We start from the raw sequence: 21976 nt of genomic DNA on the forward strand, positions 1-21976 counted from the left end.
AATGGTACTTGGACCGCAGGGTCCTGGGAGAGTAGGACGTCGCCAAGCACGAGGAACCAACCGCATGTGATGCGGTTGGTTTTTTGTTGTGCGCAGAAGCGGCGACTTATCTCTCCCAGACGGATAAGGTTAAAGTAAATGCTAACGAACCCTACAAACCCTAATTGTCCTAAATAAGCTTATCTGAGCATGCTAAAGAACTTTGATAGCCTTATTGGTCTTCTGAGTTCCTTAATTTACTTTAAAGCTAGAGAATAGCTACCTCTAGATTCATTAAGTACTCAACTGAGTAGAAAACCGATGAATAGAGATACCTGGATTCGTTAGCCAGAAAGGGGACCAAATGTCCCCGGGGCATGACATGAACTAACGATGATAATACGAGGCTTCCTTGGAGTCGAGCCTTACAACGCCGTCCTTGCGTTGCTTGCGAAGGGCGAAGGATAACATTAGCCTAGGTATCAGAAGCCATAGATGCCAGCATACGATGCTAATCATTAGCGATTCGTTAATCCACGGATACAAGAGGCCGATGATGCAGAGGCCTAGCCAGAACATTTGACGATGAACGCGCCGGTAGACCAGCAGTGTAATATCGCTAGCGGGCTTGAAACCAATCCACGGCGGGTTGATTCTCCAGATCCATTTGCGATCGGCAGCTTCCTCTACTTTAATAAACGTGAGCAGCATAATAACGATATGCAAGACTTGTACGACGGCGAAGCCGAATAGCCATGAGAAGAGCCCGTCTATTTGATACATGAGCATTTGGAAAGCGAGCAATAAGCCTGATATAAGTAGGTGGCTCATGATAAGCTCAGGTCGAATAACCTGGCGTTTAACGAGCATATACTGATAAATTGTAGCGTTTCGTTGATCAGTTAACGATTGGCGCATTCACGAACGTCCTTTCGGTGCGAATCATACATTCTCGTTATTATATCGGCCTTTTGCGCGCGTATATGGAGAGCGAGCATTAAACATTTTTGACTGAGTGGCGGAACCATCTGCGGAGTGGGCGCATACGATATATAAATATTTGAAATGGGCTATGAAACAAGTATAAAAAGATAGATTATGCGACATAATAGTAGCTATATAGGCAGGCATCAGAAAGCGGGGATTATAATGAATGATAATCGCGATCTTCATTGCATTATTTGCGGTCAACATAAGGCCGAGGGCGAAGGAATTCGAATTGTATCCGAATTTATTTGTACCGACTGTGAGAACGAAATGGTGAGAACAGACGTGAAGGATGCGAAGTATCCTTTCTTCATTCACCAGATGAAGCAAATCTTTATTGAAAAAAATGCATGAGCAGTCTCTTTCTACAGAGAGTTGCTCTTTTTTTTGCGTACCGATAAGCTACAATAGAGCGTATAGAGCATTTTAATCGAACATCTTTGAATGGAAAGGATCGTCTTATTATAATGAAGCCATTTATTGCGCCTTTATTTGAAAATTTAAGGAAGCATGCCAATACAGATCCTGTCAGTCTGCACGTTCCCGGACATCGGGGCGGCAAAGCGATAGCTGGGATGATTAATAGCGATGAGAATGATCAGTCATATATAGCTTATTATAATGAAATAATGAAGCTCGATGTGACGGAGCTATCCTCTACCGATGATTTGCATCATCCTGAGGGTTCTATTCAAGAAGCGCAGCAGCTTGCAGCGAGTTGCTTCGGCTCGGAGGAGACATTCTTTCTTGTAGGAGGCAGTACGTCTGGCAATATAGCGCTGTTGCTTGCTATTTGTGAACCGGGCGATGAAATCATCGTTCAGCGCAATGTACATAAGTCTGTTATAAATGGGTTGAAGCTTGCTGGAGCAAAAGCGATCTTCCTGACGCCGCAATATGAGCAGTATTCTGCTCTAGCAGTAATACCTTCTCTCCAAGATGTTGAACGGGCGCTTCAGCAATATCCTGACGCAAAAGGTGTGTTTCTGACTAATCCGAACTATCACGGGATGGGCGTAGATTTAAGCGCTTATGCTGAAGCTGTACATCGCTGCGATAAGCTGTTAATCGTCGACGAAGCTCATGGAGCGCATTATGGATTGCATCCTGAGCTTCCTTCTTCGGCGATCGCTGCTGGCGCTGACGCGGTCGTGCAATCCACGCACAAGACATTGCCTGCGCTTACGATGGGGGCGATGCTCCATGTACAGGGGGAACGTTTGCCTAGGAAAGCATTAAAGCAGTCGCTGGCGATGATTCAAAGCTCTAGCCCATCGTTTCCAATCCTATCTTCGCTCGATATTTCCCGAGCAATGATTGATCGTTTCGGCCCTTCTCTATTCGCAGGGGCGCTGGAACAAGCTTTGTTATTCCGTAGCTGGGCGAGGGAATATGGCTCTCCTATAGAAGTATTGGATGTATTGACGGATAGAGATCCGCATACCGCTACAATAAGCTATAGCGACCCTCTTAGAATCGTTATGTACGATCGCAGCGGCACTTTGACCGGATTCGAGCTGCTGAAGCAATTGGAGCAGCATGGCTGTTGGGCTGAGATGGCCGATCCGAGACACGTAGTCCTTATTTTCGGTATTCATATCTCTCATGAGCATACGAGCAGGCTGAAAGAGGCTATATCAGCGATTGCCAAGCTGTGCAAGCTATCCTTACCCGATGACGATACAGATCATAAGAAGCCCGACACACCGCCTAACAGCGTGGTGCATACATCTGATTCGGCCGAACGTATCTCACTACCGGTTTCATTGGCAAGATCAATACCTAAGCATGCGAAGCAAAAACGTATATCGTTAAGCGAGGCGGAGAACTATAGGGCAGCGGAGATGGTCATTCCCTATCCTCCAGGTATTCCTATTGTATATCCCGGGGAGAAGCTTACAAGAGCGTTGATCGATCAGATAGCGAAGTTGGCGACTGCAGGAGCTAAGTTTCAAGGTGCGGTTGATCCGGTTATGAATACAATAGGCGTATATGAGTAATTGTTCATTGTACTGGCTGGAACGCTTTGTTAGAATGGAAGGAAGCGGACAATATGCCGCTGTTAGGATAAACAATATTATTTTATGGTTAGGAGAAGCCTTAGATTGAAACAAGGTGTATTCATTACAATAGAAGGCGGCGAAGGCGCCGGCAAGACGACACTGATTGAACGGCTGGCGCATACGATGCTGCAGAGAGGGAAGGAAGTCGTCATTACGCGCGAGCCTGGCGGCATCCCGATAGCCGAGCAGATCCGCACCGTTATTTTGGACCGGAGCAACGTAGCGATGGATGCAAGAACGGAGGCGCTGCTTTACGCAGCAGCCCGTCGTCAGCATTTGGTGGAAAAGGTGCTGCCAGCGCTTGAAGCAGGCAAGGCCGTCATCTGTGATCGGTTTGTTGACAGCAGCCTTGCGTATCAAGGCTACGCACGGGGACTTGGCGTTGACGAGGTATGGAACATTAACCTCTTCGCTATTCAAGATTTGATGCCGCATTTGACGGTGTACATGGATATCTCTCCGGAAGTAGGTCTAGCACGGATCGCGCAATCGGCGGAGAGAGAAGTGAATCGGCTCGACCTGGAGAAGCAGTCTTTCCATGAACGTGTACGCGAGGGATATATGCAGTTGTTGCAGAAGTACCCGGATCGTATGGTGCGAGTGAATGCCGAACAAACGCCTGAAAATGTGTTTATGGACGTTTTGGATGTCGTTGATCGTCGTTTTGAAGGATTTTTTGCAACCGATGTCAAACTTTAAGAAGATCAATAAGTATGAAATAACGTAATCTAATAGTAATCAAGGGGGAATGAAGATGAAATTAGTTATTGCGGTTATTCAGGATAAGGACAGCAATCGACTGTCGAATGCTCTTGTTCGTGAAGGCTTTAGAGCGACGAAGCTGGCAAGTACGGGTGGATTCTTGAGAGCGGGCAATACGACATTCATGATCGGTATCGAGGACGAGCGTGTTCATGAGGTGCTGCAGGTCATTGGATCGAACTGTAAGGTGCGCGATCAGTTGGTTACGCCGGTATCGCCTATGGGCGGCTCAACGGATTCTTACATCCCATTCCCTGTTGAGGTACAGGTTGGCGGCGCAGCAGTATTCGTCATACCGGTCGAGCGATTCGAACATTTCTGATTGGGCGTGATTAAACGATGAAGATAGATCATGGATTCCGACCCGTCGGACAGAATCGAACGAATGCGGACCAAACTTCTAAGCCGGTGCAGGCGAAGAGCTTCGGTGATGTGATGGTGCAGCAGAACGACCAGCGCACGCAAGAGCAGATGCAGCAGAAGCTGCAGGACATTCATCGCCAAGGCGAGCGTCTTGCTAAGCTAATGACAGTGCGGGAGCTCAAGCTTTACCGCCAGATGGTGAAGTCATTTCTAGAGGATACGGTCAGACGCGGAGTCGTGTTGAAAGAAATTAAAGGGTTCGATCGCAGAGGACGCGTGAAGCGATATAAGCTTCTCGACGAGATTGATGAGTCTCTGATCGCGATGGCCGAAGAGCTGCTCGAAAGCGAGGAAGGACGAATTGATCTTCTGAGTAAGATCGGCGAGATTCGCGGTATACTGATTAACCTGTTGTTCTAATAGAAAGGTAAGGAGTCGTTATGAGTCTTGATCAAATGAGCGACCAATGGAAAGCGCTGCGTATTCTAAAGCATGCCCTAGGGAGCGGTAAAATATCGCATGCGTATTTGTTCCACGGACCGTCCGGTACGGGACGCATGGCTATGGCTCGCGCCTTCGCCAAAGCGCTATTCTGCACGTCAGACGGAGATGATGCATGCGGACTATGCTTGGAATGCCGTAAGTTCGAGCATGGCAATCAGACGGATCTCATTACGATCGCACCGGACGGTCAATCCATTAAGATTGAACAGATTCGCGAGTTGCAGCGTGATATGTCGTACCGCAATAGCGGTACTAAGTGGAAGATTTATATGATCGAGCAGGCAGATAAGATGACGCAGGCGGCTGCTAACAGCTTGCTTAAGTTTCTTGAAGAGCCGGTATCGCCTGTTGTGGCCATATTAATAACCGATAATGGACAAGCCGTATTACCTACGATTCGCTCACGGACGCAGTGGGTTCCTTTTCTACCTATGTCACCAGAGGCTATGCTGGAAGCACTAGTTGCGGAAGGGGCGCCTGCTCTGCTTGCGCGGACGGCTGTTCAGATGAGCTCTGGACTTGACGGCGCTAGACAATTTCTCCAGCAGAATCAGTTTGCAGAAATAAGAAATCTAGTGATACAATTAGGCAAGGAGAGTTCAACCCGATTCACCACGGCGATGATCACTGCCCAGCAACAGTTATTTAAGACAGAACTTACAGAGCATACACAATTGCTGCTGTCGATGTTTGTATTATGGTTTAAAGATTTGATACAGTTCCAAGCCGGAAGGCAAGGAAATATCGTTTTTATAGATCAGTTGGATTGGATTGGCAAGAATGCTTTTCATCGATCATTTGCAGGCTGGGTGTCCTGCATTGAGCATACGCTTGAAGCGAGCAAGCGTATAAGAGCGAATGTTACGCCTCAGCTCGCGTTTGAGCAACTATTGGTAAACCTACAGGAGGGCTAATCCTTGTATAATGTCGTCGGTGTCCGCTTCAAGAAAGCGGGCAAGATCTATTACTTTGATCCGGTCGAGCATCCCGTGAACAAGGACCAGCATGTTATTGTTGAAACAGCGCGGGGGATCGAATACGGTAAAGTGGTGGTGGGACAGAAGCAAGTTGGTGAATCGGATGTCGTCCTTCCTCTTAAGAAAGTGATACGCGTTGCTAACGATGTCGATGCCAAAGTCGTCGACGAGAATCGTGCAGCGGCTAAGAACGCATTCACTACGTGCCTGGACAAGATCAAAGGCCATCAGCTTAGAATGAAGCTGGTTGACGTAGAGTTCACTTTCGATCGCAACAAAATTATTTTTTACTTTACGGCAGAAGGCAGAGTGGACTTCCGTGAACTCGTTAAGGATCTCGCAAGCGTGTTTCGCACGCGAATCGAGCTTAGACAAATCGGTGTCCGCGACGAAGCGAAGATGCTTGGCGGCATCGGTCCGTGTGGACGAGTTCTATGCTGCTCCTCTTGGCTAGGCGATTTCGAGCCTGTATCCATCAAGATGGCCAAAGACCAGAACCTATCGCTCAATCCTACGAAAATATCCGGATTATGCGGTCGCCTCATGTGCTGCTTGAAATATGAGCATGACAATTACGAGAGTGTTCGCGAGGAGCTGCCGGCGATAGGGAAAATCGTCATTACCTCACTTGGTGAAGGAAAAGTAACAGGCATTAATGCGCAAGCGAAGAGTGTATTCGTAAGTTTGTTTGATACACCGGGCAAGCCGAAGGAACTGCCGTTTGACGATGTCGTTATTAAATAGAAGGCATAGGCTGCCAGGGATGCTTATGCTGGAAGCTCTGGGGTGGGAACTTGGAGAAGAAAGATATAATCGTACAGATCGATGAGTTGGATACAAGGTTCGCTAAGTTCCATGAAGAGCTGAATGATCTGAAGCAGAAGATGAAAGAGCTGCTGGAGGAGAATAAACGCTTAAGCATGGAGAACCACCAGCTCCGTAAAGTATTTAAGCGCGAAACTGCGCCAGCGCGAGAAGCGCTTCTGAAGCCTGTCGGCGCTGAACGTGAGCCTGTACTCTTCGAGTCGCAGACTGCCCATGAGGATGTTCTAATTGCGGCAGGCAACGCTGTAGGAGAAGGCCACGATAATTTAGCGCGGCTGTATCATGAGGGCTTCCATATTTGCAATGTGTATTACGGGCATTTGCGGACCGAGGGAGATTGCTTGTTTTGTCTATCCTTTCTAAATAAATAATGCAATCCGTATTGACAAGCCGTCCTTACCGCAAAGGGCGGCATTTTTATTACCACATCCGAATGAGTACTTTAAATTTTAAGGGTTAATAAAGGAGAGGCATTGACGTGTCTGAATCTGTAATCTTGGCGTCTAATGAGCGTCTAGATGATTTAATGACGGAGAATGGGTTAAAAATTATACAGAGCAGAGAAGTGTTCAGCTTCTCGCTTGATGCGGTGCTGCTGTCACGCTTCGCCAATATTCCGAAACGAGGCAAGATTGTAGACCTGTGTACAGGTAATGGCGTTATTCCGATGCTGCTAAGCACACGGACGAAAGCACAGATCGATGCAGTCGAAATTCAGCCGCGATTGGCTGATATGGCAAGGCGGAGTATAGAGATGAACGGGCTGCAGGAGCAGATTCAGGTCATCGAGCAGGATTTGCGGATGTATGCGAAGGAAGCGGGTAATGGCGTCTACGATGCGGTTACGGTCAATCCGCCGTACATGCCTGTAACAGCAGGTGACCAGAACGAGAATGAGCACTATGCAATTGCTAGGCATGAAATTCATTGCACGTTGAACGATGTGATGAAGGCGAGCGCCAGGCTGGTGCGCCCTGGGGGCAAGGTAGCGATGGTACATCGTCCATCAAGGCTGCTTGATATTGTAGAGACGATGCGCAAGTGGAAGCTGGAGCCGAAACGGGTACAATTCGTCCATCCTCACGCGAATGCGGAGGCGAACATGATATTAATAGAAGCAATGCGTGACGGGAAGCCTGATATTAAGCTTTTGCCGCCGATAATGGTGTATGAGAACGGAGTGCAGATCGTATGAACGTACAGAAGAGCTTTGGCACGGACAGTGCCAAACGGCCTTATGGCAGCTTATATCTCGTAGGTACGCCAATCGGCAACTTGGAGGATATGACTTATCGTGCAATTCGGACGCTGAAGGAAGTACAGCTTATTGCAGCCGAGGATACGAGGCAGACGCGAAAGCTTCTAACGCATTTCGAAATCAGCACACGAACGGTAAGTTACCATGAGCATAACAAAAACGCGAGCGGACCGGAATTGATCCGACTGTTACAGGATGGACAGTCCATTGCGCTGGTCAGCGATGCAGGGCTGCCCGCCATATCCGATCCAGGCGCCGATCTTGTGCGCGACGCGATCGATAATGGTATAGCGGTAATTCCGATTCCTGGCGCTAATGCTGCGCTCTCGGCGCTTATTATGTCCGGGCTGCCGACGGACAGCTTCACATTCGCCGGGTTTCCTCCGCGTGACCGCAAATCGCTTACGAAGTGGCTGCAGGAGCGGGGCGGTAAGCGTGACACACTGCTGCTCTACGAATCTCCGCATCGCGTTACGAAGACGCTGGACGTCATATTGGACAGTCTTGGTGATCGACAGATTGCATTAGTTCGCGAATTGACGAAGCGTCATGAAGAAGCAGTGCGTGGAACGGTGAGCGAATGTATAGATTGGTTCGCAGAGCATCCGCCGCTCGGTGAGTTCGTAATCGTTATTGCAGGTTTAAGCGAATCTGAGGCGAGTGAACAAGAAGCAGAAGGCGCTTGGTGGTCTGAACTTGATATTGCCGCGCATGTTGCGCATTATGAGAGAGACATGGATCGCAAGGAAGCGATTAAGAGAGCGGCTGTCGATCGCGGCTTGCCGAAGCGGGATGTCTATAACGAGGTTAATCGCTAGAATCGGGACTGTGGATAAGTGGACAAAAAAAGACCTTCCTGGCCGGGTTCTAGCGCAGGAAGGCATCAAGGAGTATAAAAAGGTTAGAATTAACATGTGGATATAAATGATTATAACCTATTTTTTTTATTTTGTCACAGGAGAAGGCATTTCTGATAAACAAATATGGCAAACTATTTTTCCTTTGAAGTAAGATACGTTCTCTGCATTGCCACAGAAGATACATGCAGGCTCGTATTTCTTCAACATGATGCGCTCTCCGTCCACGTAAATCTCTAGCGCATCCTTCTCTCCGATTCCTAGCGTACGGCGCAATTCAATCGGAATAACAACTCGTCCCAATTCGTCCACTTTACGGACAATCCCTGTTGATTTCATCATGATCTATCAATCCCTCTCTTAGATAAATTGTTTCGCCATCGTTCGACATGTTTCTTAGGTTTATGTCTATAATAATACCAACGATTCCCAAAATAGTCAACCTAAAAATTTACTATAAATATCCGTAATTACGGGCATTTGACTACGAAATGGGGGCATACTACTCTGTAATAGAATACAACAGCTTCGACAATTTGGAAACTATTAAACGACACTATTCGACATTAATTCGACATTATGTGTCGAAAATATGAACGAAGGAGATGATCATAAAATGAGAGAGCCGCTTCAGGAAGAGAAGGTATTCAAGGATCCCGTACACCATTATATATACGTACAAGACCAAACGATTTGGGACCTTATTAACACCAAAGAATTTCAGCGTTTGCGCCGAATTCGGCAATTAGGGACGTCCTACTTAACATTCCATGGCGCAGAGCACAGCCGTTTCTCCCATTCGCTGGGCGTATATGAAATTACGAGAAAAATTATTTCACAGTTCGAACGCAATAGCTTCCATGACTGGCCGAAGGAGGAGCGGCTCGTATCATTATGCGCGGCGCTGCTTCATGATGTCGGTCACGGTCCGTTCTCCCATTCGCTTGAAGAGGTATTCGATACCGATCATGAGGAATGGACGTGCAAAATTATACTCGAGGATACGGAAATCAATCGAGTGCTGCGAGCCGTATCCGAAGATTTTCCGAGCCATGTCGCTGCCGTCATTCAGAAAAAATATCCAAAGCCGATTGTTGTCAGCTTGATATCAAGTCAAATGGATGCGGATCGAATGGATTATTTGCTCCGAGATGCTTATTTTACGGGAGTAAACTACGGAAATTTTGATTTGGAGCGCATTTTGCGTGTGATGCGGCCTTACAAAGGGCAAATTGTGGTTAAGGAAAGCGGCATGCATGCGGTGGAACATTATTTGATGTCGCGTTACCAGATGTATTGGCAGATTTACTTCCATCCGGTTACGAGGAGCTCGGAAATCATTTTGAGGCAAATTTTCCGCCGGGCGAAGGAACTGTACGAGAAGGGTTATTCCTTCTTATGGATGCCAGAATCGGTCAAGCGGCTGCTCGATAATACGATGGCCGTCAGCGATTATTTGAAGCTGGATGAAGCGCTTGCGCAGACGGCATTCATGCAATGGGCCGAAGAGGACGATTCACTGCTGGCCGACCTATGCGACCGCTTCCTGAATCGTCGATTATACAAGTACATAACGATCAATGATCCTGAGCCTACTTTATTAGAAGAAATACGTTTGCTGTTCCTCTCGATCGGCATGAATCCGGAGTACCATATGGAGCTCGATTTCCCATTCGATCTGCCTTACGACGTTTATCGTCCCGACAGACAAGAGGGAGAAAAGAAAGAAAAAGCGCCGATTTTGTTGCTGGATCATCAGGACGAAATAAGTGAAATATCGGCTAAATCCGACATTGTTAGATCGATCACCGGCTTGCATCAGGGACAGTATCATTTGTATTTTCCAGAGGAGCCGCTAAGGATGAATATTTCGCGGATTAGTCCTCATCTGAAACAACTATTTCAGCTTAATGAAGGAGTATAACATCAACATGACATACTTATTTGATACGCATACCCATCTAGACTCACATAAGTTCGACGAGGACCGTACAGAGGTAATTGAGCGAGCGAGAGAAGCGGGCGTTGATCTGCTGCTCAATATCGGTTTTAACAGGGAGACGATCCCTACAACGATTGCACTTGCGGAAGCTTATGACTTTATCTACGCAGCAGTTGGCTGGCACCCTGTCGACAGCATCGATATGACGCCAGACGACTTGGAATGGATCGAACGGCTATGCGATCATCCGAAAGTTGTCGCAATCGGCGAGATAGGCCTTGATTACCATTGGGACACTTCTCCTAAGGATGTGCAGCATCGTGTATTCCGGGAGCAGATTAGACTGGCTCGAAAGGTGAAGAAGCCGATCGTCATCCACAATCGGGATGCGCATGAGGATATCATTACGATCTTGCGCGAGGAGAATGCTGCAGAGGTTGGAGGCGTCATGCACTGCTATTCCGGCAGTTGGGAGACGGCCAAAGCCTGCCTCGATATGAACTTCTATATCTCGTTCGGGGGACCGGTTACATTCCAAAATGCACGTGTGCCAAAAGAGGTGCTGAAGCAAGTTCCAATGGACCGATTATTGATCGAAACGGACGCCCCTTATTTGACCCCTCACCCGTTCCGAGGGAAGAGAAATGAGTCCGCTTACGTCTCTCTTGTCGCCCAGTCGGCAGCCGAGCTATTGGGCAAATCCGTGGAAGAAATAGCCAAAATCACGACCGAAAACGGTAAAAAATGTTTTGGTATTGTTTAAAAACGGTAGGAAACGAGAGATCCAATGACCTTTTGGGCGATAAAACTGGATTTTGTTCAAGAAATCTATAAACTTTTCCGACTTTAACCAGCTTTTTCGCTTAAATCGTCTTTTATCGCTTCTTTACAACAGACCGTCCGTGAAGGTATGATTCATTTCAGAGTTATTACTTTTTGTATTGGATTTCCAGTTTGCGCTTAATCTCCGGAAGGAGAACGGGGGACCCAAGTGCGGGTATTTGAAGGACCGCGCTTTGATCTTTTCAGGGGTGAATTTCGAAGCCATTGCCATGAGCATTGCGATTTCGAATAGGGCAGCTCTCTTGCCCGAATCCGACAGCTAACCTCGTAAGCGTTCATAGAGAGCGATCAACCTCGTGCACCCATTTTTATGATATCTCGTGTAGACACCCGAGAAGCCACGATACAGATCCTCTGTCGACGGCTTCTTTTTATTTTCGAATAATCGGGAAATCGTCGTCATAGGGTTAGTCATGGAGGTGAGAGGATCGAGAAAAGAAGTAGAATTACTGGATTGCGTGCTCGCACGCCAATATACTATAGTCGCGTCAGTTGTAATCATGCGTAACACTTGGCGGCGGGGCTATGAAGGAGGACCGATGAAATGGGCACAATCCAGGTAAAGGACACCCATGGGAAACGATCATCCAGCATGTCTTTCGCAATGCGATGGAAGCATGAAAATTTGCGTTTGATACTACTCAGTGCTATTATCTCAATCGCTATGACTTTCATGTTACTGGTGTTGTTGTACGGAACGGCTGTCAAAAGCGTCTCCGTAGTAGTGAATGGACAAGAAACCGTTGTAGAAACAAAGCAATGGGTCCTGCAACGCCTACTGGATGAACAAGCTATTACGATTGGCGAGCATGACGAGGTTTCGGTGCCTCTGAATGCAGCCATTAAAGACGGCGATCGCGTTGAAATTAATCATGCGGTGGCGGTCAATGTAACGGCGGATGGCAAGACATCAACGGTGTACACGACAGAAGGAACTGTGCAAGCGGCGATCGAGCAATTAAATATTTCTGTTCGTAATCATGATAAAGTAGTACCGTCGCTTAACTCATCTGTCGAAGAGGATATGTCGGTAACCGTTGTACGCGTCGATACGAAAGTATCGGAGAGCGAGCGGGCGATGCCATTCTCTATCGTGAAGAAAGAAGATCCGACGCTGGAGGTCGGCAAGGAGAAGCTGATCCAGACCGGGAAGCAAGGTCTTATCGTTGAGCATATTCAGAAGCAGTACGAGGATGGCGTGCTTGTTTCTAAGCAAATGGTCAGCAAAGTAATCGAGACCGCTGCAGTCGATCAAGTCGTGGCAGTCGGTACGAAGAAGCCTGAACCGAAGGTAACCGTGCTCTCTAACAGTAGTCCTACTGTGGAGACGTTGACGAAGAACGGTGTAACGCTTAAGGCGAAGAGCATCTTGAAGAACGTCACGTTAACTGCGTATTCTGCAGGCGTGGAATCGACGGGCAAGGACGAGAGTCACCCGCAATACGGCATTACGGCGTCCGGAACGAAAGTGACGGAAGGAAGAACGATCGCGGTTGATCCGAAGGTAATCCCGATCGGCTGGTGGGTCTTCATCGAAGGCATCGGATTCCGCCGGGCAGAGGATACGGGAAGCGCAATAAAGGGCAATAAGATCGACGTGTATTTCGGCAGTCAGAAGACTGCGGAGAAGTTCGGACGCAAGAAGGGTTACACCGTGTACGTTATTGGACCGAACAAACCGTCATCCACTTAGTGCTTTATCGGCAGCTAACTGTTTATCATCATCTTATCGTAATGTACAATTAAATATGCCATCATAAGAAGAGGCTTAGCCTCTTCTTTTTGTAGTTTTATTGACGCAATTCAGGCAGCAATTGTTGCAGCTATTTAAAATATAGGAAAGTATAAAATTCACACTTATACTAGGCCTATATTTAACCGCGAAACGTTTGCTTATTGCCGCTTAGGATGGCGATAGCCGTTTACGCTTGAGTAAATGAGGAAGGGAATGATCTTAGTGATTAAGGAGATCATTGTCGTAGAGGGCAAGGATGATACTGTTGCGGTGAAGCGCGCTGTAGAAGCCGATACGATCGAGACGAACGGCTCGGCGATCGGCGATGATGTGCTGCGCCGTATAGCGCTGGCGAATGAACGCCGCGGCGTAATTATATTTACGGATCCCGATCATGCGGGGGAACGCATCCGTAAGATTGTGGCTAGGCATGCGCCGGGCTGCAAACATGCGTTCCTGCCGCAGGAGAAGGCGCTGTACAAGGGCGATATCGGCATTGAGAACGCAAGCCCCGAAGCTATTCGTCAGGCGCTCTCCGAGCTTCGAACGGAGACGACGGATACGGCTGGCGAGGTGACCTGGGAGCACTTAATGGAAGCGGGATTGATCGTGCATCCCGATGCGGCGAATCGCAGATTGCTGGTAGGCAAGCTGCTTGGCATTGGCTATGCGAACGGCAAGCAATTTTATAAGCGTTGTACAAGCTTCCGCATCTCGAAGACAGAGTTCGACGAAGCTATGCGCGAGATGGAACAGCAACTGGAGGGATAGCGATATGAACGGACAAGAAAATACCGCGGCGTCAGGCAGAGCGGCTATTGAAGTGGCAACACCGAAGCGGACGAAGGAAATTATTGCGAAGTACGGCTTCTCGTTCAAGAAGAGCTTAGGTCAGAACTTCCTGATCGATCAAAATATATTAAATAAGATTGTCGAGGCAGCAGAGCTCGACAAGACGAAGGGCGCGCTAGAGATTGGCCCGGGTATCGGTGCGCTCACGCAAAGGCTAGCCGCTTCTGCGGGTACTGTAACGGCAGTCGAGATCGACAACCGTCTTATTCCGATTCTGCGTGACGTATTGTCAGAAGAGACGAATACGGAGGTTATTCACGGCGATGTGCTGAAGCTGGATCTAAAGCAAGTATTTCAGGATCGCTTTAGCGATGTAAGCGGCGTTAGCGTCGTTGCTAACCTGCCTTATTACGTGACAACGCCGATTTTAATGAAGCTGCTCGAGGAGCGCCTGCCGCTGGAGCATATCGTCGTTATGATTCAGAAGGAGGTCGCCGATCGGATGGCTGCCAAGCCTGGCGGCAAGGAATATGGCAGCCTCAGCGTAGCCGTGCAATATTACTGCGTGCCGAAGGTCGTATGCATTGTGCCGCATACGGTATTCATTCCGCAGCCGAACGTCGATTCGGCGGTCATCAAGCTGTCGTTGCGCGAGAAGCCGGCTGTTGACGTGCCGGATGAGGATCATTTCTTCCGCGTCGTTCAAGCCAGCTTCGCACAGCGCCGCAAGACGCTGTTCAACAACTTGACCGCTTTCGTTGGCAAGGACAAGCGTGAGGCGCTGACGGCGCTGCTCACAGGTATTGGAATTGACCCAACGCGCCGCGGAGAGACGCTGTCCTTGGAGGAATTCGCAAGCGTTAGCCGCGCGATGCTGGAAGCGGGCTGGAGAGGCTAAGCCTCTCTCCTGATCTGTCGGCCTCAGCGCATAATAATACTCACCATTCGCCCTGTCTGCCCATAGGATAGACGAAGAGGTGATTTACCCATGAAGCAAGGGGACCTGGTCGTCCGCAAATCGTATGGCGGTGACGTGCTGTTCCGAGTTGAAGCTGTTCGAACACATCATGCCGTCCTGAAAGGCACGGACTACCGATTGCTTGCGGATGCGCCTATTCCCGATCTGTCGGTCGTTCGCGATCCGGAGTCGACAAGAGCGGTTCAGCAAGTTCGTATCAAAGTTAATGATTCGCTGCAGCGCATGCACAATCAGAGAGAACGCCAGGCGGTCGAGACCGTCGATAATATCCGGCTTGCAACGCAGGAGAGCCAGCCCTTCTTCGAAGTGCCCGGAAAGGTGCTGCACCTGGATGGGGACAACAACTACTTGAAGAAGAGCATGCAGCTTTATAACACGATGCATGTGCCCTCACATGGTCTGCACGTCCATGAATCTCAGATGGCTGACGTGCTGTACCGACTGCTTCCCCAAGTGAAGCCGGACATCGTCGTTATAACCGGCCATGACGGCGTGCTTAAAAATCGGATGCAAGAGGACCTATATAGTCTAGGCAGCTACAAAAACTCGCAAAATTTCGTAAATGCCGTTCGCGTCGCGCGGGAATACGAGAAGAACCGCGACGGCCTTGTTGTTATTGCCGGGGCATGCCAATCGCACTTCGAGGCGCTGCTGCAGGCAGGCTCGAACTTCGCAAGCTCTCCCGGCCGCATATTGATTCATGCGCTCGATCCGGTCTATATCGCGATCAAGGCGAGCTATACATCGATACGCGACACGGTTAATCTGTCCGATGTCATACACGGCACGATTAGCGGCATAGACGGCGTAGGCGGCATTGAGACATTAGGGCGTTTTCGCGTTGGCTTGCCGAAGCCCAAGATTACTTCTGTCGGAGCGACATTGAACCCATAATTTTTTTCTTCACGGCGATTTTTGAGGCATATTTCTGATGCGCAGCGTTTACGACAACTTCTTAATATGGATAAAACCAAATAATTTATGCATGGATTTTTAAAAAATGGGTGAAAACACCGTTGACAAGTAAATAATGAGGCTGATATAATATTTTGCTTTGTTTGACAAACCCTCTTTTTTTGGTTATAATGGACAAGGAAAGAGGTGGTAGTGGACAATGGCAAAAAATGCGCTATTGGATATAAAACGCAGTTTGGAAGCTCATGTTGGTTCCAAAATCCGTCTTCGAGCTAACGGTGGCCGACGAAAGACCATCGAACGAACCGGAACGTTAGAAGAAATCTACCCTTCTGTTTTCATTGTCAAGCTGGATGAAGAACAGCACGCGTTCAAGCGTGTCTCATACAGTTATGCGGATATTCTGACCGAATCGGTTGAAGTGACCGTGTGCAATGATGAAGGCCTAGGTCAAGTCCGAATCGCTTATCTTCAACAATAGATTGATATATCTACGCCGTAATCGGCTAGTTGACGCAGATCACATCTGCGTCTTTTTTTTGCCTACTGTTTTATGGACGATGGACAGGCGCTCTGTATGCCGAATGAGCTTCAGCCGTTTGAAGCATACTACTGTCGTAACGCGGGACGTTATTGGAGTTCATCATATTCACAACTTGGAGGGGTAGCGAATGAGCCGCAGAAGACGCAGCGTCATGTCGGAGGAACTGAAATATGAGCTGGCGAAGGATTTGGGCTTCTACGATACGGTACAGCAGGAAGGCTGGGGAGGTATCAAGGCCAAAGATGCGGGTAATATGGTCAAGCGGGCCATTCAGCTTGCGGAGCAGGCTGCTGCCAAGTCCAATCGGCCGTAATACGCTTCACGCCCCGGTTAAAGCTAAGCCTCCTGCGGCCAGTCTATGGCTAGCTTAGAGAGCTTAGCTTTTATTGCGTTCGTTTGCTATAATGAGGGATAAGCTTACGAACGAACGGAGAACGCACCTTTATGAAAATATATGAGAAGGCTTCTGCTAAAATAAACTTAGTGCTCGACGTGCTTCGCAAGCGCGAGGACGGCTTCCACGAGGTCGAGATGATTATGACGATGGTCGACCTTGCGGACCGTTTGGAGATGGAAGAGCTCCCGCGCGATACGATCATCATATCAAGCCAGGTTGGCTATATACCGCTAGATGAGAAGAACCTTGCCTTCCAAGCGGCAAGACTGATTAAAGACCGTTATGACGTGCGTAAGGGCGTCTATATTCATCTAGATAAGAAAATACCGGTTGCTGCAGGGCTCGCCGGCGGCAGCAGTGACGCAGCCGCTGCACTGCGCGGGCTGAACAGGCTATGGAAGCTCGGGATCTCCGAGCAGGAGCTGCGCGAGCTGGGTGCAGAGCTTGGCTCGGACGTGCCTTACTGCGTAACAGGCGGAACGGCCATAGCCCGCGGTCGAGGCGAACTGCTCGAGCATATCGACAACCCGCCGCAATGCTGGGTCGTACTGGCGAAGCCTCCGATTAACGTATCGACGGCTGATGTATACGGCAGGCTGAGAGCGAATGAGCTGAAGGTCCATCCCTCGATTCCGAATATGAGAGATGCGCTTGCTAGAGGCTCATTTAATGACATCTGTGAAGGGCTTGGCAACGTTCTGGAGGACGTGACGCTGGAGGTTCATCCGGAAGTACAACAAATTAAAGAAAGCATGATTCGTCTTGGTGCGGACGGCGTGCTGATGTCGGGAAGCGGACCGACCGTATTCGGACTCGTATCGAAGGAAGCTAAGCTTCCTCGTATCTATAACGGCTTGCGCGGATTTTGCAAAGAAGTCTATGTGGTAAGAATGCTTACATAGGGTTGACGTTCTTCTTGATTAAATCCGTATAAAAATGTTATATTGACATTATATTATTCGGATTTAGTGGGGGGAGATGTGTTTGAAGAAATTGAAACGTAGCGCAAGATTGGTAGAAATGACCCAATACCTGCTAAGTCGTCCCCACACGTTAATTTCGTTGACAGCTTTCGCTGATCGTTATCAGTCGGCGAAGTCATCGATAAGTGAAGACTTAGCCATTATTAAAGAAGTGTTCGAAGAGGAAGGTTTCGGCGAGCTGCATACGCATGCCGGGGCTGCAGGCGGCGTGAAGTATACGCCCAAGATGAAGGAAGAGACCGCTTTATCGATTATGAATGGTATTTGCCGTCAGTTGGAACAACCCGAGAGGGTATTGCCCGGCGGCTATTTGTATATGACGGATATGCTCGGACAACCGGAGATGCTGGCTGACGTTGGCAGAATGTTCGCAACAGCGTTCGCCGACCGCAGAATCGATGTCATTATGACAGTCGAGACGAAGGGGATACCTCTCGCTTACGCGACGGCATCCTGTCTCAATATTCCGGTTGTAATCGTTAGACGCGACAACAAGGTTACGGAAGGGTCTGCTGTTAGTATTAACTACGTATCGGGCTCGACGAAGCGTATTCAGACGATGTCGCTTGCCCGCAGAGCGCTCAAGGAGCAATCGCGCGTGCTTATTATTGACGACTTCATGAAGGCGGGAGGCACGATCCAAGGAATGATGGATCTGCTCTACGAGTTCAAGGCAACAGTAGCCGGTGTCGGCGTATTCGTTGAATCAGGCGAGGTTGAGCTCGAGGAACGGCTGCTCGAAGACTATGTTTCCTTGGCGAAGCTGACGGCTGTGGATATGAAGACGAAGCAGACGACGGTTCTTCCGGGCAACTATTTCAAATAACGGAGAGGCTGTGACAAGCGTGACTGCAAAACAAGTACCGCAAGTAGTAGCTACTGATAAAGCTCCTGCGGCGATTGGCCCTTATTCGCAAGCGATCAAGCTAGGGGGACTATTATTTACTTCCGGACAAATTCCTCTCGATGCGTCCGGCCAATTGGTCGAAGGCGGTATTGAGGAACAGGCTCATCAAGTGTTCCGCAATCTTGAAGCGGTGCTCGCAGCTGCTGGAGCAACGTTCAATGATGTAGTGAAAGCGACCGTATTTATGAAGGACATGAATGATTTTGCAACGGTCAACGGCATCTATGCTTCGTATTTTGGCGACCATAAGCCAGCGCGTTCGGCCGTAGAAGTGGCGCGGCTTCCAAAGGATGTTCTTGTCGAAATCGAAGTCATTTCATCGACAAATGTCGAATGACAACGAAAAACATTCATGTACAAAAAAATATTTTTAAATTAGCATGATTTTACCAAAAAAATAGAAGGATTTTGCACAAAAACGTGGAAGTATACACCAAGTCTCTGATAGGCAAAGGTGGTGAACACAAGTGCAAATTACTGATGTCAGACTCCGCCGTGTAAATTCCGAAGGGCGTATGAAGGCAATCGCTTCCATTACCATTGACAATGAATTCGTCGTTCACGATATCCGCGTGATTGATGGCAACAATGGTATGTTTGTCGCAATGCCAAGCAAACGTACTCCGGACGGAGAGTTTCGGGATATCGCTCATCCGATCTCTTCAACCACCCGGGAGAAAATCCAAGCTGCCGTATTGGCTGAATACGAGCGTGCAGCAGAGGAAGTTGTTATTGAAATCGAAGAAGGCGCTTAATCAAGGGGCTTCACAATTAATATTTTTTTTGGAGGAGAGGGCCATACGGCTCTCTTCTCTTTTGTATACTAGCCGTTCTAATTGTCGGATTGGATTGTGAGCGATAGTTGTCGGCATTCGTATAATGGGATATAGTCATAAAAGAAGTTTGTTAATGAGGCTTGGGAGGTTGTTTACGTTGAAGGTTATGGCGATTGTGCTTGCTGCTGGTCAGGGCAAACGTATGAAATCGAAATTATATAAGGTGCTCCATCCGGTATGCGGCAAACCGATGGTAGGACATGTCGTTGATGTAGTAAAGGCAGCTTCCTGTGAGCGGACGGTTGTTATTGTTGGTCACGGCGCGGAGACCGTAAAGTCGTATCTAGGCGATGCGGCTGAATACGTGCTGCAGGAGCAGCAGCTTGGCACAGGACATGCGGTTCGTCAGGCTGAAGCGCTGCTTGGCGGCGAAGAAGGCACGACGATCGTCATCTGCGGCGATACGCCGCTCGTGAAGGCGTCTACGATAGAAGCGATGCTGGAGCTGCATGCGTCGTCCGGCGCAGCGGCAACGGTGCTGACGGCTTCCTTCGACGACCCGACAGGCTATGGTCGGGTTATTCGCGCCGAAGATGGCGCCGTACAGCGCATTGTGGAGCAGAAGGACTGTTCGCCGGCTGAAGCGGCAGTGAAAGAAATCAACACGGGGACGTATTGCTTTGACAATCGCAAGCTGTTCGATGCGCTGTCTAAGGTAACGAGCAACAACGCGCAAGGCGAATATTACTTGACTGATGTGATCGGTATCTTCCGCGAAGCGGGACAGTCGGTGCAAGGCTACTGCACGACTGACTTGGCGGAAGCCATCGGCGTGAACGATCGCGTGGCGCTTGCCGAGGCTGAAGGCTACATGCGTTCGCGAATTAATCGTGAGCACCTTATTGGCGGCGTAACGATTATCGACCCAGCTTCGACGTATATTGAGGCTGGCGTTCAAATTGGCGCGGATACGATTCTATATCCAGGTACGATGCTGCGCGGCAATACGGTCATCGGTGAAGACTGCGTCATTGGACCGCAAGCAGACATTACGAATAGTGTGCTAGGAAACGGCGCAGCGGTAAAATATTCGGTAGTTGCCGATTCGGTTGTAGGCGATGAGAGCACGGTTGGCCCTTATGCGAACCTGCGTCCCGGCTCGAAGCTTGGACGCGGCTGTAAGATCGGCGACTTCGTCGAGCTTAAGAACGCGACACTGGACGACGGAAGCAAAGTATCGCATCTTAGCTATGTTGGCGATGCGAAGGTCGGCAAGGACGTTAATATCGGCTGCGGCGCGATTACGGTTAATTATGACGGCTTCAACAAAGCGGTTACGGAGATCGCCGACAATGCGTTCGTTGGCAGCAACGTGAACCTTATCGCTCCTGTGAAGATCGGCGAGGGAGCTTACGTCGTCGCCGGCTCGACGATTACGCATGACGTGCCTGCTGGCGATCTGTCTATCGCAAGAGCGCGCCAGGAGAATAAGCCGGGTTATGCGGAGAAGATTCGTTCGCGCGCGAAAGCGAAGAAGGAACGCTCGCAGAAGTAATTTCTCCGGAATGAAACGCGCTGCGCCGCCAAAGGATGGCGACAGCCGTTTCACCTTGACGTATAGGAAAGTATATGAGTTTGCCCATACTTTCTCTATACGTTTCGACGATACGATGGCGTCTATAGAAAAGACGCCGTCAAGCGTTTCTTCTTAGTGATTAATATACGGCATGAATGGGTAAAGCTATATGGAATATCCATTTTAGGAGGATACCCATATGGCGATAGCAATGAAGGCAGACCAAAGGAATATTTCCACGAAAGGCGAGTTGCGCGAGCTGCGGCAGCAAGGTAAAGTCCCAGGCGTTGTCTACGGCAAGCAATTGAGCGCTTCTGCACTTGTGGCGGTTGATGAGAAGGAGCTGCACGGACTGCTTCGCACGCATCCGAATGCGGTTGTGGAAATTGAGATTGGGGCACAAGGCAAACATTCCGTGATGATCTCCGAAGTGCAGAGAGACTCTCTGAACCGTCAATTGCTTCACGTCGATTTCCATCAGGTCAACATGAATGAGGACGTAAGGGCTCATGTCCGAATTGAAGCCGAAGGCGATTCTACGGGTGTTCGCGAAGGCGGCATTCTGCAAGTCATTCTTCATGAGCTAGAGGTGCAATGCTTGCCGGGAGATATTCCGGAGACGATTACGGTTGATATTTCGTCGCTTGGCGTAGGCGAGAGCTTGCTCGTACGCGATCTGCAGCTTCCGCAAGGCGTAGAGGCGAAGTCTGAGCCGGAGATGGTCGTTGTGACCGTCCTTGCGCCTCAGAAAGAGCTAAGCGAGGAAGAGAGAGAGGATGCGGCGGTCGAACTGGCCGAGGCGGAATCGAGATCGAAGGAAGCGCAACTGGAGGATTTGAAAACATTCTAGTTGTTTACGGCTTCAAGAAGCTGTCCTGGGGTAATGCTCAGGGCAGTTTTTTCATGCGCATAGAAAGCTTAATGAAATAGTAAAACGATACGATAGCTTGCGTAAACGTGAAAATAATCTTATGATTCGTTTAAAAGGGCCGTTTACGCTGGGCTATCGCTA

At 48.9% G+C, this 21976-nt stretch carries 27 protein-coding genes and 1 riboswitch; of the genes, 25 read left to right on the forward strand and 2 right to left on the reverse strand.

Features of this window, described 5'->3' with window-relative positions; all coding sequences use genetic code 11:
- Window positions 1-366 precede the first annotated feature (366 nt).
- Window positions 367-849, reverse strand: a complete 483-nt coding sequence (locus tag V8F51_RS24325; RefSeq protein ID WP_337103109.1) for a transposase — start codon at window positions 847-849, stop codon at window positions 367-369.
- A 279-nt stretch (window positions 850-1128) separates the two neighbouring features.
- On the opposite strand from V8F51_RS24325, the gene V8F51_RS24330 reads away from it, so the two are divergent.
- The 10 genes from V8F51_RS24330 to rsmI all read left to right on the forward strand — a co-directional run bounded on the left by V8F51_RS24330 (window position 1129) and on the right by rsmI (window position 8536).
- Entirely contained in the window at window positions 1129-1320 is a 192-nt protein-coding gene (locus tag V8F51_RS24330; RefSeq protein WP_337103110.1) for a sigma factor G inhibitor Gin, read from the forward strand.
- Window positions 1321-1433: 113 nt separating this feature from the next.
- Window positions 1434-2966: an aminotransferase class I/II-fold pyridoxal phosphate-dependent enzyme gene (locus V8F51_RS24335; protein ID WP_337103111.1), complete on the forward strand. Its 1533-nt coding sequence runs from the start codon at window positions 1434-1436 to the stop codon at window positions 2964-2966.
- A gap of 105 nt (window positions 2967-3071) precedes the next feature.
- On the forward strand, window positions 3072-3728 hold the full coding sequence (tmk, locus tag V8F51_RS24340; RefSeq protein WP_337103112.1) for a dTMP kinase: 657 nt from the start codon (window positions 3072-3074) through the stop codon (window positions 3726-3728).
- Between the two features lie 55 nt (window positions 3729-3783).
- Window positions 3784-4113: a cyclic-di-AMP receptor gene (locus tag V8F51_RS24345; protein WP_337103113.1), complete on the forward strand. Its 330-nt coding sequence runs from the start codon at window positions 3784-3786 to the stop codon at window positions 4111-4113.
- 17 nt (window positions 4114-4130) lie between these two features.
- Window positions 4131-4574: a YaaR family protein gene (locus tag V8F51_RS24350; RefSeq protein ID WP_337103114.1), complete on the forward strand. Its 444-nt coding sequence runs from the start codon at window positions 4131-4133 to the stop codon at window positions 4572-4574.
- Window positions 4575-4594: 20 nt separating this feature from the next.
- On the forward strand, window positions 4595-5572 hold the full coding sequence (gene holB / locus V8F51_RS24355; protein WP_337103115.1) for a DNA polymerase III subunit delta': 978 nt from the start codon (window positions 4595-4597) through the stop codon (window positions 5570-5572).
- Between the two features lie 3 nt (window positions 5573-5575).
- Entirely contained in the window at window positions 5576-6379 is an 804-nt protein-coding gene (locus V8F51_RS24360) for a PSP1 domain-containing protein (RefSeq protein ID WP_337103116.1), read from the forward strand.
- A gap of 50 nt (window positions 6380-6429) precedes the next feature.
- The gene (locus V8F51_RS24365; RefSeq protein ID WP_337103117.1) at window positions 6430-6831 is read left to right on the forward strand and encodes an initiation-control protein YabA; all 402 of its coding nucleotides are present in this window, start codon (window positions 6430-6432) and stop codon (window positions 6829-6831) included.
- 155 nt (window positions 6832-6986) lie between these two features.
- On the forward strand, window positions 6987-7655 hold the full coding sequence (locus V8F51_RS24370) for a tRNA1(Val) (adenine(37)-N6)-methyltransferase (RefSeq protein WP_337103190.1): 669 nt from the start codon (window positions 6987-6989) through the stop codon (window positions 7653-7655).
- On the forward strand, window positions 7652-8536 hold the full coding sequence (gene rsmI, locus V8F51_RS24375; protein WP_337103118.1) for a 16S rRNA (cytidine(1402)-2'-O)-methyltransferase: 885 nt from the start codon (window positions 7652-7654) through the stop codon (window positions 8534-8536). The genes V8F51_RS24370 and rsmI overlap by 4 nt, the downstream gene beginning before the upstream one ends.
- Window positions 8537-8662: 126 nt before the next feature.
- Here the strand turns inward: rsmI and V8F51_RS24380 are convergent, their stop codons facing one another.
- Window positions 8663-8917, reverse strand: a complete 255-nt coding sequence (locus V8F51_RS24380) for an AbrB/MazE/SpoVT family DNA-binding domain-containing protein (RefSeq protein WP_012772023.1) — start codon at window positions 8915-8917, stop codon at window positions 8663-8665.
- 274 nt (window positions 8918-9191) lie between these two features.
- On the opposite strand from V8F51_RS24380, the gene V8F51_RS24385 reads away from it, so the two are divergent.
- From V8F51_RS24385 to V8F51_RS24455, 15 genes are all read left to right on the forward strand, one after another.
- Window positions 9192-10499 (forward strand): HD domain-containing protein, encoded by a 1308-nt coding sequence (locus tag V8F51_RS24385; RefSeq protein ID WP_337103119.1) that lies wholly within the window; start codon window positions 9192-9194, stop codon window positions 10497-10499.
- A 7-nt stretch (window positions 10500-10506) separates the two neighbouring features.
- Window positions 10507-11280, forward strand: coding sequence for a TatD family hydrolase (locus V8F51_RS24390; RefSeq protein ID WP_337103120.1), 774 nt, complete (start codon window positions 10507-10509; stop codon window positions 11278-11280).
- Window positions 11281-11464: 184 nt separating this feature from the next.
- Window positions 11465-11650: riboswitch (cyclic di-AMP (ydaO/yuaA leader) on the forward strand.
- Window positions 11651-11904: 254 nt separating this feature from the next.
- Window positions 11905-13053, forward strand: coding sequence for a ubiquitin-like domain-containing protein (locus tag V8F51_RS24395; RefSeq protein ID WP_337103121.1), 1149 nt, complete (start codon window positions 11905-11907; stop codon window positions 13051-13053).
- A 264-nt stretch (window positions 13054-13317) separates the two neighbouring features.
- On the forward strand, window positions 13318-13866 hold the full coding sequence (gene rnmV, locus V8F51_RS24400) for a ribonuclease M5 (protein WP_337103122.1): 549 nt from the start codon (window positions 13318-13320) through the stop codon (window positions 13864-13866).
- 4 nt (window positions 13867-13870) lie between these two features.
- Window positions 13871-14785, forward strand: a complete 915-nt coding sequence (rsmA, locus tag V8F51_RS24405; protein ID WP_337103123.1) for a 16S rRNA (adenine(1518)-N(6)/adenine(1519)-N(6))-dimethyltransferase RsmA — start codon at window positions 13871-13873, stop codon at window positions 14783-14785.
- 90 nt (window positions 14786-14875) lie between these two features.
- A complete protein-coding gene (gene yabG, locus V8F51_RS24410) occupies window positions 14876-15760 on the forward strand; it encodes a sporulation peptidase YabG (protein ID WP_337103124.1) in 885 nt (294 codons plus the stop codon).
- 220 nt (window positions 15761-15980) lie between these two features.
- The gene (veg, locus tag V8F51_RS24415; protein ID WP_307208015.1) at window positions 15981-16262 is read left to right on the forward strand and encodes a biofilm formation stimulator Veg; all 282 of its coding nucleotides are present in this window, start codon (window positions 15981-15983) and stop codon (window positions 16260-16262) included.
- 190 nt (window positions 16263-16452) lie between these two features.
- Window positions 16453-16638, forward strand: coding sequence for a small, acid-soluble spore protein, alpha/beta type (locus V8F51_RS24420; protein ID WP_337103125.1), 186 nt, complete (start codon window positions 16453-16455; stop codon window positions 16636-16638).
- Between the two features lie 131 nt (window positions 16639-16769).
- On the forward strand, window positions 16770-17624 hold the full coding sequence (ispE, locus tag V8F51_RS24425) for a 4-(cytidine 5'-diphospho)-2-C-methyl-D-erythritol kinase (RefSeq protein WP_337103126.1): 855 nt from the start codon (window positions 16770-16772) through the stop codon (window positions 17622-17624).
- An 82-nt stretch (window positions 17625-17706) separates the two neighbouring features.
- Complete coding sequence (gene purR / locus V8F51_RS24430) at window positions 17707-18531, forward strand: pur operon repressor (RefSeq protein WP_337103127.1); 825 nt, start codon at window positions 17707-17709, stop codon at window positions 18529-18531.
- A gap of 19 nt (window positions 18532-18550) precedes the next feature.
- A complete protein-coding gene (locus V8F51_RS24435) occupies window positions 18551-18949 on the forward strand; it encodes a RidA family protein (protein ID WP_337103128.1) in 399 nt (132 codons plus the stop codon).
- A 130-nt stretch (window positions 18950-19079) separates the two neighbouring features.
- Window positions 19080-19367, forward strand: a complete 288-nt coding sequence (gene spoVG / locus V8F51_RS24440; RefSeq protein WP_307208009.1) for a septation regulator SpoVG — start codon at window positions 19080-19082, stop codon at window positions 19365-19367.
- Between the two features lie 178 nt (window positions 19368-19545).
- The gene (gene glmU / locus V8F51_RS24445; protein ID WP_337103129.1) at window positions 19546-20943 is read left to right on the forward strand and encodes a bifunctional UDP-N-acetylglucosamine diphosphorylase/glucosamine-1-phosphate N-acetyltransferase GlmU; all 1398 of its coding nucleotides are present in this window, start codon (window positions 19546-19548) and stop codon (window positions 20941-20943) included.
- A gap of 10 nt (window positions 20944-20953) precedes the next feature.
- Complete coding sequence (locus V8F51_RS24450; protein ID WP_337103130.1) at window positions 20954-21100, forward strand: hypothetical protein; 147 nt, start codon at window positions 20954-20956, stop codon at window positions 21098-21100.
- A gap of 63 nt (window positions 21101-21163) precedes the next feature.
- A complete protein-coding gene (locus tag V8F51_RS24455; RefSeq protein WP_337103131.1) occupies window positions 21164-21814 on the forward strand; it encodes a 50S ribosomal protein L25/general stress protein Ctc in 651 nt (216 codons plus the stop codon).
- The last annotated feature ends 162 nt before the right edge of the window (window positions 21815-21976 follow it).

The organism is Paenibacillus sp. YIM B09110 (assembly GCF_037167145.1).
Classification (GTDB): domain Bacteria; phylum Bacillota; class Bacilli; order Paenibacillales; family Paenibacillaceae; genus Pristimantibacillus.

Excerpts from the sequence above, each read along its gene's own strand:
- V8F51_RS24370 (WP_337103190.1), top strand. The coding sequence starts at position 6,987 with ATGACGGAGAATGGGTTAAAAATTATACAGAGCAGAGAAGTGTTCAGC.
- yabG (WP_337103124.1), top strand. The coding sequence starts at position 14,876 with ATGAAGCAAGGGGACCTGGTCGTCCGCAAATCGTATGGCGGTGACGTG.
- V8F51_RS24345 (WP_337103113.1), top strand. The coding sequence starts at position 3,784 with ATGAAATTAGTTATTGCGGTTATTCAGGATAAGGACAGCAATCGACTG.
- veg (WP_307208015.1), top strand. The coding sequence starts at position 15,981 with ATGGCAAAAAATGCGCTATTGGATATAAAACGCAGTTTGGAAGCTCAT.
- V8F51_RS24450 (WP_337103130.1), top strand. The coding sequence starts at position 20,954 with ATGAAACGCGCTGCGCCGCCAAAGGATGGCGACAGCCGTTTCACCTTG.
- V8F51_RS24380 (WP_012772023.1), bottom strand. The coding sequence starts at position 8,917 with ATGATGAAATCAACAGGGATTGTCCGTAAAGTGGACGAATTGGGACGA.
- V8F51_RS24390 (WP_337103120.1), top strand. The coding sequence starts at position 10,507 with ATGACATACTTATTTGATACGCATACCCATCTAGACTCACATAAGTTC.
- V8F51_RS24325 (WP_337103109.1), bottom strand. The coding sequence starts at position 849 with ATGCTCGTTAAACGCCAGGTTATTCGACCTGAGCTTATCATGAGCCAC.
- V8F51_RS24350 (WP_337103114.1), top strand. The coding sequence starts at position 4,131 with ATGAAGATAGATCATGGATTCCGACCCGTCGGACAGAATCGAACGAAT.
- ispE (WP_337103126.1), top strand. The coding sequence starts at position 16,770 with ATGAAAATATATGAGAAGGCTTCTGCTAAAATAAACTTAGTGCTCGAC.
- V8F51_RS24335 (WP_337103111.1), top strand. The coding sequence starts at position 1,434 with ATGAAGCCATTTATTGCGCCTTTATTTGAAAATTTAAGGAAGCATGCC.
- holB (WP_337103115.1), top strand. The coding sequence starts at position 4,595 with ATGAGTCTTGATCAAATGAGCGACCAATGGAAAGCGCTGCGTATTCTA.
- rsmA (WP_337103123.1), top strand. The coding sequence starts at position 13,871 with ATGAACGGACAAGAAAATACCGCGGCGTCAGGCAGAGCGGCTATTGAA.
- V8F51_RS24455 (WP_337103131.1), top strand. The coding sequence starts at position 21,164 with ATGGCGATAGCAATGAAGGCAGACCAAAGGAATATTTCCACGAAAGGC.
- V8F51_RS24385 (WP_337103119.1), top strand. The coding sequence starts at position 9,192 with ATGAGAGAGCCGCTTCAGGAAGAGAAGGTATTCAAGGATCCCGTACAC.
- rsmI (WP_337103118.1), top strand. The coding sequence starts at position 7,652 with ATGAACGTACAGAAGAGCTTTGGCACGGACAGTGCCAAACGGCCTTAT.
- V8F51_RS24330 (WP_337103110.1), top strand. The coding sequence starts at position 1,129 with ATGAATGATAATCGCGATCTTCATTGCATTATTTGCGGTCAACATAAG.
- V8F51_RS24395 (WP_337103121.1), top strand. The coding sequence starts at position 11,905 with ATGGGCACAATCCAGGTAAAGGACACCCATGGGAAACGATCATCCAGC.
- V8F51_RS24420 (WP_337103125.1), top strand. The coding sequence starts at position 16,453 with ATGAGCCGCAGAAGACGCAGCGTCATGTCGGAGGAACTGAAATATGAG.